This is a genomic window from Desulfotomaculum sp., assembly GCF_982386235.1.
The window spans coordinates 1-18,187 of sequence record NZ_CEVWQM010000010.1; the positions used below are offsets into that span (position 1 = coordinate 1).

Here is an 18,187-nt window from a genome sequence, read left to right on the forward strand (position 1 = left end):
CACCAGCACATTTTGTACCCTATAACTTGTATCGTTATAGCTTACTTCTATTTCATCTGGGCGTATTCCTAACAGCATGCCATGATCCTTGCCAAGGGATTGAAAAGGTATCAATCGTAAGCGTGGAATAAAGGGACTATCTGAAAGCAATGTTAACAGTGTAGCACCATCCTGGGGCAAGCCATTGCTGTATAGTCCGGAAATTTCTCTGGGGAGTATTGGCTTAATGGCTTCATATTCAATAATCACAACTGGGTGTTGGCTTATTGGCTCTACCAACTGGTTTCCTGTGTCCACTAAAGCTTCGACGGAGACTTTATTCCCCCATAGCTTAACTGTAAGGGGAATTTTATGGTTCATTTGTCCCACTTTTTTGTGCCACAGCAAGGCACCCCATTTACCAATGCAGTAGGCGATGATGATGGTTATTACTAAAACAAACCACTTTTGATAGTCAGTTGTCATAATCGAACCCTCGGCTGTCATGCTTGAGCTGGCAGACAATAGATAATGTAAACCCAAGGATAAACCACCAAGAAAAAAGCCTGCGATAAATAAACACAAAAAATCCCTGCCAAATTTATGACAGCTGCTAAAACCAAAGGCAATCCAAACCATAACCACGGCCATCATTAATTTGACCCAAAGGCTTTTAATGATTGTCGAGCCAGGAAACAAAACCGTCAATGCATAAATAGACCCCACCGAGGCCGCGGCCAAGATTCTGAAGAGGGACAACTTATTGCCGTTAAACCGAGCGGTTAACCACAGCACCGTAAGGTTCATGACCAAATTTACCAAAATTACTTCATCCAGATAGACCACTTGTCTCATAATGATAAACCTCTACCCATGCAGCAGCAGTATACTGTCTAGTACCAGTTTATAACTTACTGTTGCAAAATATGCCAATTTTTTTGGCATCCTGAAAAATACCCTAGCATTCCATGGTGCAGGCATTTGGCCGTCCTAAATGTCTGTCAACCTGGGCGGTAGCAAAGGATCTTTCTAACATTGTTCGGACACAGGGGGACGGTTCTTTTGTGTTCGTCCCCTAGGGACACAGGGGGCGAACACAAAAGAACCGTCCCTCTGTGTCTGTATCTCCCCTAAGTATTCCTTTTTTGCTGGTGCTGTTAGCAACCGAAGCTCTTTTAACTTTCCACTTTCCAACTTTCTGCTTCCTGCAAATACAAAAAACCCTGGCAATATTATACACGCCAGGGTCAGTGAAACTTGTCAATATCTGGTAATGAATTGGAAATTTTTTACATCATTTTTCTACATAATTGGTTTTTCTTATTTAATACGAACGTTACTTACTGATGGGATCATTGATATCATTGCGATTCGAATCTTTTTTGGCAGGACCTTTGTTATTGTCTTTAAATTGTTGTAGACCTCTTATCCTGTTGAGGTCTTCCTTCCTTGTTAGGTTTTCCCTATTAAATTGCATATCCTTCATCTTGCTACACCTTCCTTCGATATTTGTTTATTTTAGTGTACCCTCGGTGATGAAGGTTATCCTTTTAAAATGCTGTGTTCATATTTATTGTTTGATTTAATTTTTGTCAGGGAATGGCCTTGACCTAAAAATAAGGCTTACCTGCCTGTGAACATGTCGTTACGGGCAGGTAAGCCAAGTTTTCTTTAGCTTCGACGGCGGAGAAAAGCCGGAATATCCAGGTCATCATGACTGGCAAAGGGCTTAATGGCCTCCATTTCCTGTTTCTTTGTTTCTTTTCTGGCAGGTATTTTATGATCAAAGCCAGTGGCAATGACAGTTACCCTAACTTCTTCATTCATTCTTTCATCAATCACAGCACCAAAAATAATGTTTGCTTCAGGATCAGCAGCTTGGGCAATAATCTCAGCAGCTTCATTTACCTCAAACAAGCCCAGAGAAGAACCACCCGTAATATTCAATAGCACACCTCTCGCCCCTTCAATGGATGTCTCTAAAAGAGGGCTGGAAATGGCTGCTCTGGCTGCTTCGGTTGCTCTGTTTTCCCCAGAAGATGCCCCAATACCCATCAGGGCAGAACCAGCATCTTTCATAATGGTCTTGACGTCTGCAAAGTCCAGGTTAATCAAACCAGGGACCGCAATCAAGTCGGATATACCCTGGACACCTTGGCGTAATACATCGTCGGCAATGCGAAAGGCCTCCACAATAGAGGTATTCTTGTCGATAACTTGCAGCAAACGATCATTGGGTATCGTAATCAAAGTATCAACCTTACTCTTTAAGTTCTCAATTCCTGACTCTGCCTGGCTATGTCTTTTTCTTCCTTCGAAAGTAAAGGGTTTGGTAACTACACCAACTGTCAGGGCACCCAGTTCCTTGGCAATCTCTGCTACCACAGGAGCAGCACCCGTTCCGGTACCACCGCCCATGCCAGCGGTTACAAACACCATGTCAGCACCTTTGAGAGCTTGCATAATCTCTTCACGGCTTTCTTCAGCCGCTTTACAGCCAATTTCCGGGTTAGCACCGGCGCCTAATCCCTTGGTCAATTTATTGCCAATCTGAATTTTACTATCACTCTGGGATAAGAAAAGTGATTGAGCATCCGTGTTCACAGCAACAAACTCAACACCCTTGAGACCCGCACTAATCATTCTATTTACCGCGTTGTTACCGCCGCCCCCAACACCTATCACCTTAATATTCGCAAAATGATCCATTGCCATTTCAAAGTCAAGCATAAGTTATCCTCCTCTGTATTATCACAATCAAGCCGCTTTGCCTTTACTAGATAAACCTGTTAATTACTCCACGCCATCCTGAAAGGCGATCCGAGCAGCGGAAACTTTTTAGAGCACCATACATTACCAGCCCAAGAGATGAAGCATAAATAGGACTTTGCCATTGCTCTTTGGGTACACTAAGTTTGGCAGGAATGCCTATCTCCACCTTGGCAAGGTTTAATTGTGAATTCGCGTGCTTCACAACATTCCTTAATAGTGCCCCACCACCGGTTAATACTAACCCACCGGCCAGAGCTTCTAAACGGAACTGCTCATTCAGCTCTTTTTGAATCAGTTCAAATATTTCTTGAACCCTGGAATGTATTATATCTAAGGCAGCGCTGGCAGGCACTTTTCTTTTTTCATGCCCCCCCACACTACTAACTTCCAATTGTAATTGAGGTTCTTTTTTTTCTAAACCGAGCAGCTTTTTAATACGTTCCCCTTCACGGATGGAGGTACGCAAACATACCGCTAGGTCGCTTGAAATATGGTCACAGCCAACGTTTAAAGTTGCTGTGTATTTCGGTAAACCTTGATCAAATACGGCAATTTCCGTAATCGTTCCACCTATATCCACCAAAACTGTCCCAATATTTTTCTGGGTATCCGTTAGTACTGCTTGGGCAGAAGCAACAATGGCAGGTAAAGTTTCTTGTATCTTTAAACCAACCTCTTTAATACTCTCTATTAACTTCTCATCCACAATGTTGGTTTGGTCCGTCAGTTGCTTAACAACGTGAGAAGCTACATAAACCGATGCCACTTTTTCGCCGGCCATATCCTGGGCCTCTTTAAGAGCTTGGTCAATGACTTTGGTCAGTGAGGTGCCATCCGTAACGGAACCCTTTCTTATGCCAATGGCAGCACACTCCCCCAGCCCTTTAACCACCGGGTAGCCGCTGGGGCTGATTTCGGCTACAACCGCTACAATTTTGGTCGTACCTATATCAAGTCCACCAATGAATTGTCTCCTGGCCAAGCCAGGCACCTCCTATTGAGAAACTGTTTACTTAAATTGTAAATTCAACATAGAATAAAAATTCCCTTTTACTTATTTATAAAATAGTTATTTTTTTAACAGATGTCGCCTAATTATGGCCAGATTCTGAAATAATCTTACGCCAAACGCCACCACAGCTGCGGTGCTTAGAGGTACCCCTAATTTCGTTCCAATATAAGCTAAGCCGGCAGCCAAAAGGATATTGCTAAAAAAACCCGTGACAAAGATATGATTATCATAGTGATCTTCCAAAGCAGCTCGAATACCGCCAAAAACCGAATCTAAGGCGGCTAACACCCCTAAGCCCAGATACTGGGCATAGACCTGCGGCAATACCACCGGGAGATTTAATCCAGCCAAAATGCCTATGGCTAACCCAGTCGCCGCCAATATGATCCCTATCCACATGGTTAGCTGGCCTCCTTAAGTGGTTTGGCATATTCCAGATTAATCCGATGAGTGTAGGCTGGAACAGTTATTTCTTCTCTTTTATTTACTGTTACGGCGACACCCCAGTCATCCATGGTATCCACCAAGCCACCCTTAATAATCAGGGCACTTTCCAATTGACCAGGGGCACCAATGGCTAAAATCGAATAGGGAGCAGATATTCTTGTGAGATTAACGTCAATAAAAGCTCCCGCCAGCCGAATCTCAGAGGTAGAGATGATACGTTGACCATTAATGGCCAAAGCTTCTGCCCCGGCAGCCCTAAGCTCGTTAATGACTCGCAGCAGGTCTTCATCCCTTACGGTAAAAAGATTTTCCCCGGTCTGCTCTTCTTCTCTGGTAATGGGAGCAAGGTTAACTTCGACACCAGGGCCCTGCATTTTAGTCATCCCCGCAAGCTGACGAACCTTTTGTAATTCCTCATGAACGGCTTGAGAGGCCTGGGGTCGGCCCTTTTCTGCCTGAGTTAACTTTTGCTCTAAATCCTGGGCCTCTTCTAGAAGGGTAACATATTCCCTGTCCAATTGTTTTAGCTCTGTGGTCAGGAGTTGAACCCGGTCTATGGATACCCCGGAATCTACCCTGCCAGCGGTTCTAAATTGAAATGCAACCATAAAACCTAATATCACAGAAACTAAAAGGATGGATGCATATAATGTTTTTTTCATCATACCACCTACTCTTGAATAGATTTAGCATGCTCAAAGGTGGTAGGGCCTGTATATTCTGCAATTTCTAGGTTATCCTTCTTACGCACGTCCACTTGTATCCCCCAAAATTTAAGTTGATCCACCACGCCACCCTTCATAAAAAGCGAGCTCTCTAAAGTTTTTGGGTTGCCTATGGCTGTAATGGTAAAAGGTGCAGACAGCCTTTTGTTTTTATTGGTCAGAATCGTTGGGCCAATACACCTTATCTCACTGGTGGCCGTTAACCTTAGCCCGTTTAAGGCAATGGCTTCGGCTCCCGCAGCCTTTAGTTCATTAAGCACCTTTAGCACATCTTCATCGTGCAGTACATAAAAATTTGGATCCTGTCCCGGAGCCAAGGGCACATCACTATCATTTAGGGTAACTTCCACGCCGGGACCTGCGACAGCCTTGATGCCGGCTATGATGCGGTAGGTTTCCAATTCAGAACGTATGACATCCGAATTGATCGTGGCTTTATTGTCTAGCTTGTCCCTTAATTCCTTAACTCTCTTTTGCAAGAGAAGCCGATCTTCTCTTTTCTCCTTTATTTCATTGGACAGGGCCTGTACCCTGGCAATGGGGGGTGTTTCATTAATATCTTTATAGGAGCGATATTGCATTGTCAGCATTAACCCAAGGACAATGCCAACTAATATAAGGCCCCATTGGTATTCTTTTAGTTTCATTGCCGGCCCTCCTGCGGCTCTTTTAAGTACTTTACCACAGGTACCCGTGGGTTTGATAGATCAATATATTGAATTTTATTATCCGATTGTTGCAGCGTGGCTAATACCTGCTGAAAAACAATCCCTTTATACTCAATATCCTTCATTAAACCCAATCTGCCCTGAACACCGTCAATGGTGTAAATGGTTATTTGTCCAGCCTTATTGAAATTTAGCTCGGATAGCTTCATGATAATCGGTCGGGGTAACTGGGAGAGAACTTTTAAAGCTGCAGGTAGGTATTCTGACTCAATGACCTTGCCTGGTCCCTTAAGTTGGATAGCTAAACCTGTAATAATCGGCAAGGCTGAGGCAATTTGGCCCCTCTGCAAGTATACCCCATCTGCATCTACTTTAATAAACCCATTTTCTACTGGAATTAAGGCCACCGCATTCCGTTCTTCAACTTCAATAATGACTTTATTGGGCAAGGCACGTTTCATTTCTACACCCTTGATAAAGGGTACAAGCCCTAATCTTTCTTCACTGGTGGATAGGTTAATCTTAAAAATATTAAGACCATTTTGCAGTCCAGAGTAACGAATAATATCTTCTTTCTTTAGTTGTCGGTTGCCATTAACAACAACTGTTTTAATTTCAAACAAAGGTGATTGCAGTAATACATATATGGCAACGGTAACCAGCAAAATAAAAAAAACACTTTGTATTAAGTGGTTATTTTTCTGAGGGGTACCTGACCGAGGTCGATACACATTGCCACTCCTTGCTTTTATTTTACACTTGTTTTTTACATTATAACGAAGAGTATGATACTTGTCCAAGACAAAACTAAAAAAAGAGTCATTAACTATTGACTCTTATAATACGTGCTCCCAGTGAATTATATTTTATTTCTATTCTTTCATAGCCGCGATCAATATGTGAGATATTACTTAATACGGTACCATTTTCCCCGGCCAAAGCCGCCAATATTAAGGCTGCCCCCGCTCTCAAATCGGTGGCCTCGACACAGGCCCCTGTTAATCGCTTTACTCCCTTTACCACCGCTGTATGGCCTTCTAAATATATATCGGCCCCCATTCTACGAAATTCTGGGACATGTTTAAATCTATTTTCAAAAATAGTCTCTGTAATTACACTGGTTCCATCGGCAATGCTTAGTAACGCCATCATTTGGGACTGCATATCGGTGGGGAAGCCGGGATAGGGCATGGTTTTAATGTCCACTGCTTTTAGTTGCCCGGTACCCTGAACACGCACCCAATCGTCCCCCACGTCCACCTGAACTCCCACTTCTTTTAATTTATAGATAACTGGGTCCAGATGTTCTGGTATGATATTGGTTACCGTAACATCACCTTGGGTAATGGCTGCGGCAATCATGTGGGTACCTGCTTCAATACGGTCCGGAATGACGGTATGGGTAACTGATCCTAATTCTTTCACCCCTTCAATGCGAATAACATCTGTACCGGCACCGACAATTTTTGCCCCCAGGGCATTGAGGAAATTTTGCAAATCCACAATCTCCGGCTCTTTGGCCGCGTTTCTAAGCACGGTGGTTCCTTCGGCCAATACCCCGGCCATCATCATATTTTCCGTTGCACCTACACTGGGCACATCAAAATGCACAACCGTTCCAGTTAACTGACTGGCATCTGCTGAGATATAACCAAATTTTTCTGTTATGGTGGCCTTCAAAGCATTTAGCCCCTTGAAATGAAGGTTCATGGGGCGAGAACCAATATTACAGCCACCGGGGTGGGAAATCTTAACATGACCGAACCTACCCAGCAGGGGGCCTAAAACAAGGTTCGATGCCCTCATCTTCCTCATTAGATCCTCTGAGATTTCCTGTGGCTGCACCTTAGAACCATCCACTGTCATAGTATTTCCTTCAAAGGTTACCTTGGCACCAAGATAGGCAAGAAGTTCCTGCATAACAAAAACATCCTTTAGCCTTGGCACCTGATGAATTGTACAAACTCCGCCAGTTAACAAAGTTGCTGCTAGAATTGGTAAAGATGCATTTTTTGATCCGTTAGCTTTAATACTTCCCTTTAGGCGGTTCCCTCCTACAATTACGAATTTCTCCACTTTATTGTCACCTCGCCTAATCTTCTCCCAACACTCTTACTTCCAGATGCAGCAAAACACCGAAACGTTCCTGCACCATCCGTTTGATTTTATCGATTAGGTCAAGCACATCCTTAGCTGTAGCATTACCCAAATTCAGTATCCAATTAGCATGTTTTGTTGATATTTCAGCATCACCGATGCGCAGTCCCTTACAACCGCAGGCTTCAATTAGCCTGCCGGCATGATCCCCCTGAGGGTTTTTAAATACACTTCCGGCATTGGGATAACCCTGGGGTTGGGCTATTTTTCGTTTAGCCAGATATTCCTTGGTTTCTCGTTCAATTTGCCACTGCTCCTTGGCATAACCCTGCCAAAGGGTTTCCACACAAATAAGACCCTGGTTTTGTAAGCTGCTGGTGCGGTAGGCAAAATCAAGTTCCTCTTTTTTTAGTACAACCAGTTTATTGTTGTGATTGACCACTTCCACCTCAACTAAAACATCCGCTGCACAACCATTGATAGCCCCGGCATTCATGACGACGGCACCACCCAGGGAACCTGGAATACCCGCAGCAAATTCAAAGCCACCCAAACCATTTTTACGTGCCACCGCCGCCAGTTCTGGCAGCATCGCACCGGCACCGGCTCGAATACGATTGCCATTAACAGAAAGGTTTGCCATCCCCCGCCCGATTTTGATAACCAAGCCCCTAATGCCGCCATCCTTAATTAAAAGATTCGAGCCATTGCCAATGACGGTAAAAGGAACCGCCCTCTCCCTTGCAAACTCCACCGCCTGACGAATATCCCCCTTATCACTGGGATCCAAAAAAACATCTGCATTGCCACCAATTTTCCAAGTGGTGTGCTTTCTCATCGACTCATTTATTCGGATGCTGCCCCGGACCAGTGACTGAAGTTCACCTGCCAGTGAAGTATAGTTCATGTCTACTTTTCCCCCAGTCTCTTTATCAGTTCCCTTCCCAGTGTGCAGACATCTCCGGCACCCATTGTTAATACTAGATCACCACTGTTGGTATTGGTTACTAAATAATCTGCCGCATCCTTTAAGGTTGGTAAATAAAAAACCTGCTGCCCTTCCCGTGGAGGAATATTATCTATAATCAATTTTGTATCAACACCTTCAATGGGCTGTTCACTGGCGGCATAAATATCCGTTAAAATAATCAAATCCGCATGATTAAAGGATTGGCCAAACTCCCTATAAAGTTGCCTGGTACGAGTATACCGATGTGGTTGAAAAACCGCAACAATTCTTCCGGGATGTGAAGTTCTAGCAGCTTGTAGGGTTGCTTTTATTTCTGTGGGGTGATGGGCGTAATCATCAACAACCTTAATGTCATCGGCTACCCCAATTAATTGAAAACGTCTTTTCGCCCCTTTAAACCGCCTCAGGTTCGCAGCTATTTCACCAAAACCCAGGTTAAAATAACGTCCAACGGCCACAGCCGCCATTGCATTTAGCAGGTTATGATACCCAGGCACCAATAATTCCAAATTGCCCAGACTTTCCCCCTGGTAATAGACTCTTCCCTCATTTATCCCGTTCTCCGTTGATAAGACCTCTATTTGATAATCCGCCCCTGAACCCAAGGAGCCATAGGTCACAACCTGGCATGACAGACCCGTTACAATCCCTCTTATGATTGGGTCATCCAGACAAACAACAGCTAGCCCTTGGGCAGGTATCTGCTCTAAAAATTGCCGAAAGGCCTTGATAATATTTTCTTTTGTGCCGTAATAGTCCAGGTGATCATCCTCTATGTTCGTAACAATGGCTATTCTAGGATCCAATAACAAAAAGGACCCATCGCTCTCATCGGCCTCTGCCACAAAGTAATCGCCCCTACCTAGTTTGGCATTCCCGCCAATGTTGCTTAAATCACCTCCAATGACGATGGTAGGGTCAAGTCCGTTTTCCTCCAAGACTAAGGCTGTCATCGATGTGGTGGTTGTTTTTCCATGGGCCCCGGCCACTGCAATTCCCTTTTTTTCCCTCATTAGTCTGGCAAGCATTTCACCCCGTCTAACAAGGGGGATGCCAAGTTTTTGTGCCTCTCTTATTTCTGGGTTAGTGTCCGAAATAGCTGTGGAAAAAACTACCGTATCCATCTCTTTGTTTATATTTTCGGCAATATGACCAATACTGCATTTTGCTCCCATTGCTTCTAAACGGTCAATCACCGTAGAATGTTTAATGTCCGAACCAGACACCTGGTAGTTGCCCATCCCTAACAATACCGTAGCAATGCCACTCATCCCAGCACCGCCAATACCGATGAAATGAATCCTTTTCTGATCTCCCCGCAATTGCTTCACTCCTTCCCGAAACAAGACTACTCCTTGGGGTGACTTTACCCCTGCGAGGGTTACTTTTCCCTTGTGGAGCGTTTCTGTAAGCCATACTATGCAGTTTCTTCGGGAGGTGTTACTGACCCGTCCCTGCCCTTCCTATCACCGATTCCTGCGTAGATTTACTAGGCTTGTCCTGTTTCATTGTAAAATATATACCAGCCATGGGCCTTGGGCTTTTGTGCATGTTTTGCTTGAGGGTCTTTAGCTCATGGCATGTTGCTTTTCCCCATGCCTCATGGCCCACAGCCCCAAAAGGCTGGTTGCTTATTTCGTCAATATTTTTTCCACGCACTTTATAATATCACTAAGTGCCTCGGGGCGTCCCAATTTTCCGCTGGCTTGGGACATATTTTTTAACTTTTCCCTGTTTTGTAGAATATCCTCAATGGCTTGCACGAGCCTTGGGCCGGTAAGCTCTGAATCCTTGATCAGCACCGCCGCTCCACGGTCCACCAGTGCCCGAGCATTGTGTTCCTGGTGATTTTCCGAAGCATAGGGATAGGGAATTAAAATTGACGGCAGTCCAAGGATGGTAAGTTCTGCTAGGGTTGCTGCCCCCGCACGACTGACGATAAGATCTGCCGCGGCCAATGCTTCATGCATATTATATAAATAGGGTTTAATTATAATATTTCCATATTGTCCCACATCAATACCATTGTTAATTAATTCCTGAATAAATTCCTCATAACCAACTTGCCCTGTGGCATGGAGGATTTGCAATCGATTGTCCCGACCAAATTTTTTAATCGTTTCCAGCATGGCCTGGTTTATTCTACGGGCACCCCTGCTGCCACCAAAAACTAAAAGTGTCAGCCGATCCTCCTTTAAGCCAAAGGAGTTTAAGGCCTGCTTTTTATCAGCCTGTAATATCTCTGGGCGAACCGGCAGACCCGTCAGGGTAATGTTCCTCTTAGAACCAAAGTATGGCAGGGAATCTTCAAAGGTAACATTAACCTGATCCACAAACTTAGCCAAAATCCGATTTGTGATACCTGGAAAAGCATTCTGCTCATGAATGAGAGTGGGGATACCCTTGCGAGCCGCAGCCATTACCACCGGACCACAAACATAGCCTCCGGTGCCAATGACCACATTTGGTTGAAAATCTTTGATGATCGCAGAGGCTTCCCGGTAGCCCTGATAAGCTCGCCAGAGTACTTTAAAATTTTCCACAGAAACCTTTCGTTGCAATCCAGAAACTGTAATCGCCCGAAAAGGGAAATGGGCCTTGGGCACAATATCAGCCTCAAGACCACGATTCGTTCCTACATAGAGTATCTGCGCTTCTGAAAAGCGGTTTTGCATGCCCCTGGCTATGGCCAGAGCAGGATAAATATGACCACCCGTACCGCCTCCGGTCATAATCACACGCAACAGTCTTCACCTCACCTTGGCGTTGTGTATTTCGATATATTTAAAATAATACCAATCCCCATCAGAGTAAATAAAAGCGATGTCCCGCCGTAGCTTATAAAGGGCAGTGGTACACCGGTTACAGGCATCGAACCAGTGACTACACCCATATTTATTAAGCTTTGCAAAGCGATACCGCTGGTGATGCCAGCAGCCAATAAACTGCCAAAGGGATCTGGTGAAGTTACCGCGATTTTGAGGCCCCGCCAGACAAACGTAATAAAAAGCAAGACCACCAGGGAGGCACCAATAAAACCAAGTTCCTCTCCTACTATGGCAAAGATAAAATCAGTGTGGTTTTCCGGTAAATAGAGAAATTTTTGTTTACTTTGCCCCAATCCCATACCAAATAAACCACCGGAACCTAAAGCATAAAGGGACTGAATGATATGATAGCCGGTACCCTGAGGATCCTTCTCTGGATCCAAAAAGGCTAAAAAACGCTGCATTCGATAGGGTTCTAAGTAAATTGCAGCACAAACTGCCAGGACCCCCATCCCCATTAGCCCTCCCAGGTGAGCAATCCTTGCCCCAGCAGCAAAGAACATAATAAAAATGGTCCCGCACAACACCACAGCCGTTCCTAGGTCCGGCTGCAGCAATATCATTCCCGCGGCAAGGCCCATGATCATGAGGTAGGGGAGTAAACCCTCTTTAAAACTCTTAATTTTTTCTCCTTTTTTGGAAAGACCAAAGGCTACAAACATAATTAAGCAAATCTTAACTAACTCTGCGGGAGAGAAATCCATAAAACCAAGATCAATCCAGCGACGTGAGCCGTTGACCTCCTTACCGATAACAGGCATTAGGACAGCCAGTAAAAGAATAAAACCCAGGCAAACGATGGGACCAATCCAGCGTTTTAGGCGGTAGTAATCAAAATGCATCATAAAAAACATGGCCGCCAGACCTAATAATGCCCATAATAGCTGTCTCTTAAAGAAATAGAAACTGTCTCCGTAGCGTACCATCGTAACATACTCACTGGCAGAAAAGACCATCACAAGTCCCACGGACAATAACATCAGTACCGTTAGGAAAAGCATAAAATCCGGTGCTCTCTTCTTTAGACGCATTCATTTCCTCCCCCCTCGCCATCGGCCATTAAAAGGTTATTCCTTTTCCTGCATCCCTAACACAAGTTCTTTAAATAAATTGCCTCGTTCTTCAAAGTTTCTAAACATATCCCAACTGGTACAGGCCGGTGATAACAACACTATTTCCCCCGGTTTCGCCTGTTTCCCAGCCAATTCAACCGCTTGGGCATAGTTTTCCACAGCATAAATCTCATGAAAACCCTGTGCCCTGGCAGCTTCTTCAATTTGATAACCATGAACTCCCAGTGTAATTAAGACCCGCACCTTTTCTTTTATCTTTTTGGCAAAGTCCATAAAGGAAACCCCTTTATTCTTTCCACCGGCAATCAAGATAATGGGAGCTTCATAGGCCTCTAAAGCTTTAATGGCTGCGTCTGGGTTGGTTCCCTTGGAGTCATTAACATATTTCACACCATCAATGGTTGTAACATATTCTAACCGATGGGCAACACCGCCAAAATTACGCAAGGTGTTGGCAATATTCGTGGCACTAACCCCCAGGGCTGAGGCCGCGGCGGCGGCGGCCAGGGCATTCTCTAAGTTATGGGCACCAGGTATCCTTAGCGAAGTAATTTCGGTTATTATTTCGGCACCTTGATCCCGCGCCACAACAATTTGGCCATTCTGGATAAAGCTTCCTTTTTCTAAGATATGCTGGCGGCTAAAAAATATTACCTGTGATGGACAATCCTTTGCTAATTCCCTTAAAATCGGGTCGTCATAATTTAAGACGACATAATCCACGGCGCCTTGCTGCTTAAAGACCCTTGCCTTGGCCTTTATATATTCCTCCATGGAACCATGCCGATCTAAATGATCTGGCGTAATATTTAAAATCACTGCGACCCGGGGAGCAAATTGCTTCGTGGTTTCTAATTGAAAACTAGAAACTTCTGCCACTACCCGATCCTCTGCTGTAAAGTTTTCAATTTCACTGATCATAGGCAAACCAATATTTCCAGCCACTAAGGTTTTAAAGCCCGCTTCCCGGAACAGTTGACCCATCAGTGATGTGGTGGTGGTTTTGCCATTGGTGCCGGTGATGGCTACAATGGGTGCCTTAGCAAAGGCGTAGGCCAACTCCAATTCCCCGATAACTTCAATATCTGCTTCCTTTGCCTGAACCACCGGAGGTACCGTTAGGGGTACCCCTGGGCTCATCACCACTAGATCGTATTGATTTCTGGCCACTGGGGGATATTCTTGTAATATCAGTGTTACGCCAAGCTCCGAAAGCTCTTTCGCCGCCTGCCCAATTTGCTCACGGGATCTCGTATCTGTCAAGGTTACTCTGGCTTGTTTAGCAACCAAAAACCTACACACTGCCTGGCCGCTCAGGCCGGCACCCACCACTAAAATTCGTTTATTTGTTAGGTCCACATTCCAAACCCCTTTTATATTACCGATTGAATTTGCTTTATGCGTTACCAATTATTCAGCCACTTCCAAACATCCTGGGAGCCTAGTAAACCTACCAGAGAAAACATAAAACTTAATAACCAGAAATTCCGTACAACTTTTTTTTCAGACCAACCAGAAAGTTCAAAGTGATGATGCAAGGGACTCATCCGAAAAACACGTTTGCCAGTGGTTTTAAATGAGACCACTTGGATAATCACCGATAGAGTTTCCAGTACATAAAGTCCGCCAATTAATATGAGAAGCAGCTCATTACGTGTCACCACCGCTGCCGCCCCCAAAGCCCCACCTAAGGCCAGGGACCCTGTATCTCCCATAAATACCCTTGCCGGATGCCGATTATAAAATAAAAAACCCACACAACCGCCCACAACGGCTGCCAATACAATGGCTGTACCGATCTTGCCGGTAACGAAAGCCAAAATAGCAAAGGCGCCGGCTGTAAATACCGTAGCTCCTGCGGCGAGGCCATCCAAGCCATCTGTTAGGTTGACACCATTGCTGGTACCCAACAAAACAAATAAGGTTAAAGCAAAGAAGGGCCACCAACCGGGATCAAAGCTGATACCAGAAGAATAGGGAATGATGTAGTCTGTCCCACGACCCAGTTGAAAGACCGCAATCACAGACAAAACCGTAGCCAGAATTACCTGCCCTATAATTTTTTCCCTTGCCTTTAAGCCCAAATTTCGTTTTAACACCACTTTAATAAAATCATCCAGAAAGCCTATCAGGCCGTACCCCAGGGTAACTGCCAAAACCACCAACCCCTCAGCCCGGCCTGGAACATTACTTTGCAGTAAAAACACCCCAACTACTGCTATGCCAATTAAAAACATCAGACCGCCCATGGTGGGGGTTCCTGTTTTGGCCATATGAGCCGAAGGCCCTTCGGCACGAATCGTCTGACCAAATTTTAATCTTTTCAGCAAGGGTATTGTAATGGGCCCCAGCAGCAGGGTAACCAATAAACTAATCCCGGCGGCCAGCCAGACCACTGTATAATCCATTTTGCTCCCCTTCCTTAAACTCTTGCCTTTTTAGTTTACTTCCATCATTGCCTTAACGATTTCTTCCATGTGCATACCTCTTGATCCCTTGATCAGTATGGTATCTCCAGCCCTGGCAAGACCCCCCAGTACTTCCATTGCCCTTGCGTTTTCCTCACACGGATAAATTTTCTCCTGGGCCAATCCCCCAGCTAAAGCACCTCTGGCAACCCACTCTGCCAGATTGCCTACCGTAACTAAGTAATCTACGGGGATAGCAGCAGCCGTCTCGCCAACCTCAAAGTGACCGGATTGTTCCATGTTGCCCAATTCATACATATTTCCCAACACAGCAATTTTACGCCCCTTGGCTGTCTCGGCCAAAACCCTAAGTGCCGCCTTGGTTGAAGAGGGGTTCGCGTTATAGGTATCATTAATGATGGTAAGACCCCTTCTTTGCAGGATTTCTAATCTGGAATGGGTCAGGGCTAACTTTTCTAAACCCTGGGCAATTTCTGTAAAATCTAGCCCCAACTGTAATCCTACGCCAATGGCAGCTAAACTGTTCATCACATTATGACTACCTGGAACAGGTAAGTAGATTTCTCCCTCACCGCCAGGATAGAACACCGTATAGCGAATCCCTGCTGCTTCGGGCCTTAGATTGGCGGCCCGCAAATCACCATCATTTCCCAGGGAATATAGCCAAACTTTTCCCTTACAGCCCTGGGCCAATTCCCTCAGGTAGGGACTATCTGCATTTAAAATGGCAAAACCCTCGGTTCCGATGTGGGCCAGCACTTCTGTCTTAGCTAGGGCAATGTTTTCTACCGAACCCAAAAGTTCCATATGTGACTCACCAATATGGGTAATCACTGCCCCGGTTGGTTTAGCAAGTTGAGCCAAAAAATCAATTTCCCCCCGCCCCCTCATGCCCATTTCAACCACCGCAGCCTGGTGGGTTTCATTCAGGTTGAGCAGGGTTAATGGAAGACCTAATTCGTTATTAAAATTGCCCTCGGTTTTTAAGGTTTTATAGCATCTATTGAGTACCGCTGCAATCATATCCTTGGTGGAGGTTTTGCCGTTACTGCCGGTCACAGCCACCACCGGAATGTTCAGCCTGAAACGGTTATCACTGGCCAATTGTTGCAAGGCCTGTAAAGTATCCTTTACGAATACCATCGGGATATCCGGGTTGCTATCGACCCTGCTGCTAATCAACAAAGCACTGGCGCCCTGCTCGATGGCCTTTTGCACATAAGCATGGCCATCCACCCTTTGACCCAACAGGGCCACAAATAAATCACCCTTCTTTACCTTACGGCTATCGGTAGCAATACCCGTTAGGACTGCCCCAGGGTTTCCCTGCAGCAGATTCCCACCGGTAACCCGGGCAATCTCTTGTATGGAATAAGTAAGCATATGGCTACCTCCAATTTGAGAGGTGAGATGTGAGAAGTTGGATGTGAGATCTTGTTCTTATTCGGCTTTGCCAAATAACTTCTTAATCTAACTTCTAACCTCTCATCTCCCACCCCTTAAATTTGCTATCGCTCAGGATGACAAAAATTTTTCATTTTCTGCTGGTGCCGTTAACATGTACAGCCCTTTTACTTTCTACTTTCCATCTTTCCAACTTTTTACTAGACCCATAGCCACAGCCATTTAGCGGGTGGCTTTCTTTTTAAGTGCTGCTGCGGCCTCTTCCCGATCATCAAAGGGGTATTTCGTGGTACCGATGATTTGATAATCTTCATGCCCTTTGCCGGCAATTACCACCACATCACCCTCCCGGGCCAGCTCAATGGCCTTATTAATGGCCTCACGGCGATCTTGCAATACCAAATATTTTTCCGGACTCATGACCCGGTTGACTCCCACTACCACATCGGCAAGAATTCTTTGCGGGTCCTCGGTGCGGGGGTTATCGGAGGTCACCACCGGGATATCGCTATAGCGGGCGGCGATTTCACCCATAATCGGGCGTTTGGTACGGTCTCGATCACCACCGCAGCCAAAGACAGTAATCAGCCTGCCCTTGGTGATCTGTCTGGCAGTGGTTAGGATATTTTCTAAGCCATCCGGTGTATGGGCATAATCCACCACCACAGCAAAATTTTGACCCTGATCAACCAGTTCAAAACGACCGGCTACCCCAATGACATTCTCCAACGCAGCAATGACAATTTCACCGTCAAAGCCCAGTGCCATACCAGTGGTATAGGCTGCCAGTGAGTTATAGACATTAAAACGACCCGTTAGTTTTAAATGAAGCCGGTGCTGTCCCCAGGGACCGCTGATCACAAACTGAACCCCCTTGGCTGTGACCTGAATATCCTGAGCCCTCACATCGACCTCTTGGTTCATTCCGTAGGTATAAACTTTGCCCCGGCTACTTTTCTTTAGTTCCCCGGCAGCTGGGTCATCTCCATTAATTACGGCATATTGAATATCCTGGGCAAAGAGTATGGCCTTGGCCGCCAGATAGTTTTCCATGGTTTGGTGAAAATCTAAATGATCCTGGGTAAGGTTTGTAAAAACCGCCACCTGATAATGAACACCGGCCACTCGATTTAAGGCCAGGGCATGGGATGAAACCTCCATCGCCACCCCTTTGACCTCTTCCTCAACCATTTGAGCAAGAGTTTTCTGCAAATCTAAAGATTCCGGTGTGGTATTGGTAACTGGCAGGATCTTTTCGCCAATTAAATTGTGTATGGTGCCAATGACGCCGGGTTTGATGCCTGCCCTTTGCCAAATAGCTGCAATCAAATGGGTCGTGGTTGTTTTACCATTGGTACCCGTTACACCCACCATCGAAAGCCTTTGGGAAGGGTGCCCATAAAACTGATCTGCCAATAAAGCCAGAGACTTTCTACTGTCTGCCACTTTAATACCACTAATTCCTTCGGGTAATTCAACATCACTTTCATAAACCACAGCCACTGCTCCGGCCGTCACTGCCTTTTCAATATATTGATGTCCGTCGGTTTGGTAACCCTTTACAGCCACGAAAAGTGTCTTAGGGGATACCTGACGGGAGTCATAGCAAATGCCTTCAATATTTATTTCCTGATTTCCACTCAAAGAAACAACGGGAATTGCCTGCAGCAATTCTTTTAATATCAATACGAACCCCCCCAACCCTTTCATTATACTTCCTATTCTTTCCATTTGAGAATGATTTATGCCAATAACTGCCTTAAAAACCCTGACCCCCCGGTAC

Annotated in this window: 17 protein-coding genes; all 17 read right to left on the minus strand. The window is 45.3% G+C overall.

All coding sequences use genetic code 11. The features are described 5' to 3' along the window. Nucleotides 1–834: sigma-E processing peptidase SpoIIGA (locus tag AC1U9Z_RS07590; RefSeq protein WP_479956711.1), on the minus strand; the 834-nt coding region annotated here is incomplete at its 3' end. 481 nt (nucleotides 835–1,315) lie between these two features. After that, nucleotides 1,316–1,465: a hypothetical protein gene (locus AC1U9Z_RS07595; RefSeq protein WP_479956713.1), complete on the minus strand. Its 150-nt coding sequence runs from the start codon at nucleotides 1,463–1,465 to the stop codon at nucleotides 1,316–1,318. 185 nt (nucleotides 1,466–1,650) lie between these two features. Further along, a complete protein-coding gene (ftsZ, locus tag AC1U9Z_RS07600) occupies nucleotides 1,651–2,709 on the minus strand; it encodes a cell division protein FtsZ (protein ID WP_479956715.1) in 1,059 nt (352 codons plus the stop codon). 46 nt (nucleotides 2,710–2,755) lie between these two features. Beyond that, on the minus strand, nucleotides 2,756–3,733 hold the full coding sequence (locus AC1U9Z_RS07605) for a cell division protein FtsA (RefSeq protein WP_479956717.1): 978 nt from the start codon (nucleotides 3,731–3,733) through the stop codon (nucleotides 2,756–2,758). An 87-nt stretch (nucleotides 3,734–3,820) separates the two neighbouring features. Then, nucleotides 3,821–4,162 carry a small basic family protein gene (locus AC1U9Z_RS07610; protein ID WP_333530620.1) on the minus strand — a complete coding sequence of 114 codons (342 nt, stop codon included), beginning with the start codon at nucleotides 4,160–4,162 and terminating at the stop codon, nucleotides 3,821–3,823. A 2-nt stretch (nucleotides 4,163–4,164) separates the two neighbouring features. Beyond that, nucleotides 4,165–4,872 carry a DUF881 domain-containing protein gene (locus AC1U9Z_RS07615; protein ID WP_479956719.1) on the minus strand — a complete coding sequence of 236 codons (708 nt, stop codon included), beginning with the start codon at nucleotides 4,870–4,872 and terminating at the stop codon, nucleotides 4,165–4,167. A gap of 8 nt (nucleotides 4,873–4,880) precedes the next feature. Further along, a complete protein-coding gene (locus tag AC1U9Z_RS07620; protein WP_333530618.1) occupies nucleotides 4,881–5,582 on the minus strand; it encodes a DUF881 domain-containing protein in 702 nt (233 codons plus the stop codon). Continuing rightward, nucleotides 5,579–6,334: a cell division protein FtsQ/DivIB gene (locus AC1U9Z_RS07625; protein ID WP_479956721.1), complete on the minus strand. Its 756-nt coding sequence runs from the start codon at nucleotides 6,332–6,334 to the stop codon at nucleotides 5,579–5,581. The genes AC1U9Z_RS07620 and AC1U9Z_RS07625 overlap by 4 nt, the downstream gene beginning before the upstream one ends. Nucleotides 6,335–6,425: 91 nt before the next feature. After that, nucleotides 6,426–7,679, minus strand: a complete 1,254-nt coding sequence (gene murA / locus AC1U9Z_RS07630) for a UDP-N-acetylglucosamine 1-carboxyvinyltransferase (RefSeq protein WP_479956723.1) — start codon at nucleotides 7,677–7,679, stop codon at nucleotides 6,426–6,428. 16 nt (nucleotides 7,680–7,695) lie between these two features. Continuing rightward, nucleotides 7,696–8,607 (minus strand): UDP-N-acetylmuramate dehydrogenase, encoded by a 912-nt coding sequence (gene murB, locus AC1U9Z_RS07635; protein WP_479956725.1) that lies wholly within the window; start codon nucleotides 8,605–8,607, stop codon nucleotides 7,696–7,698. 2 nt (nucleotides 8,608–8,609) lie between these two features. Next, a complete protein-coding gene (murC, locus tag AC1U9Z_RS07640) occupies nucleotides 8,610–9,992 on the minus strand; it encodes a UDP-N-acetylmuramate--L-alanine ligase (RefSeq protein ID WP_333530614.1) in 1,383 nt (460 codons plus the stop codon). A gap of 309 nt (nucleotides 9,993–10,301) precedes the next feature. Further along, on the minus strand, nucleotides 10,302–11,414 hold the full coding sequence (murG, locus tag AC1U9Z_RS07645; protein WP_333530613.1) for an undecaprenyldiphospho-muramoylpentapeptide beta-N-acetylglucosaminyltransferase: 1,113 nt from the start codon (nucleotides 11,412–11,414) through the stop codon (nucleotides 10,302–10,304). Nucleotides 11,415–11,425: 11 nt separating this feature from the next. Beyond that, nucleotides 11,426–12,529 carry a stage V sporulation protein E gene (gene spoVE / locus AC1U9Z_RS07650; protein ID WP_479956727.1) on the minus strand — a complete coding sequence of 368 codons (1,104 nt, stop codon included), beginning with the start codon at nucleotides 12,527–12,529 and terminating at the stop codon, nucleotides 11,426–11,428. 36 nt (nucleotides 12,530–12,565) lie between these two features. After that, nucleotides 12,566–13,930 (minus strand): UDP-N-acetylmuramoyl-L-alanine--D-glutamate ligase, encoded by a 1,365-nt coding sequence (murD, locus tag AC1U9Z_RS07655; RefSeq protein WP_479956728.1) that lies wholly within the window; start codon nucleotides 13,928–13,930, stop codon nucleotides 12,566–12,568. A 44-nt stretch (nucleotides 13,931–13,974) separates the two neighbouring features. Continuing rightward, complete coding sequence (gene mraY, locus AC1U9Z_RS07660; RefSeq protein WP_479956730.1) at nucleotides 13,975–14,979, minus strand: phospho-N-acetylmuramoyl-pentapeptide-transferase; 1,005 nt, start codon at nucleotides 14,977–14,979, stop codon at nucleotides 13,975–13,977. Between the two features lie 30 nt (nucleotides 14,980–15,009). Then, on the minus strand, nucleotides 15,010–16,383 hold the full coding sequence (locus tag AC1U9Z_RS07665; RefSeq protein WP_479956732.1) for a UDP-N-acetylmuramoyl-tripeptide--D-alanyl-D-alanine ligase: 1,374 nt from the start codon (nucleotides 16,381–16,383) through the stop codon (nucleotides 15,010–15,012). Between the two features lie 243 nt (nucleotides 16,384–16,626). Beyond that, nucleotides 16,627–18,090, minus strand: coding sequence for a UDP-N-acetylmuramoyl-L-alanyl-D-glutamate--2,6-diaminopimelate ligase (locus tag AC1U9Z_RS07670; protein ID WP_333530608.1), 1,464 nt, complete (start codon nucleotides 18,088–18,090; stop codon nucleotides 16,627–16,629). Between the last annotated feature and the right edge of the window lie 97 nt (nucleotides 18,091–18,187).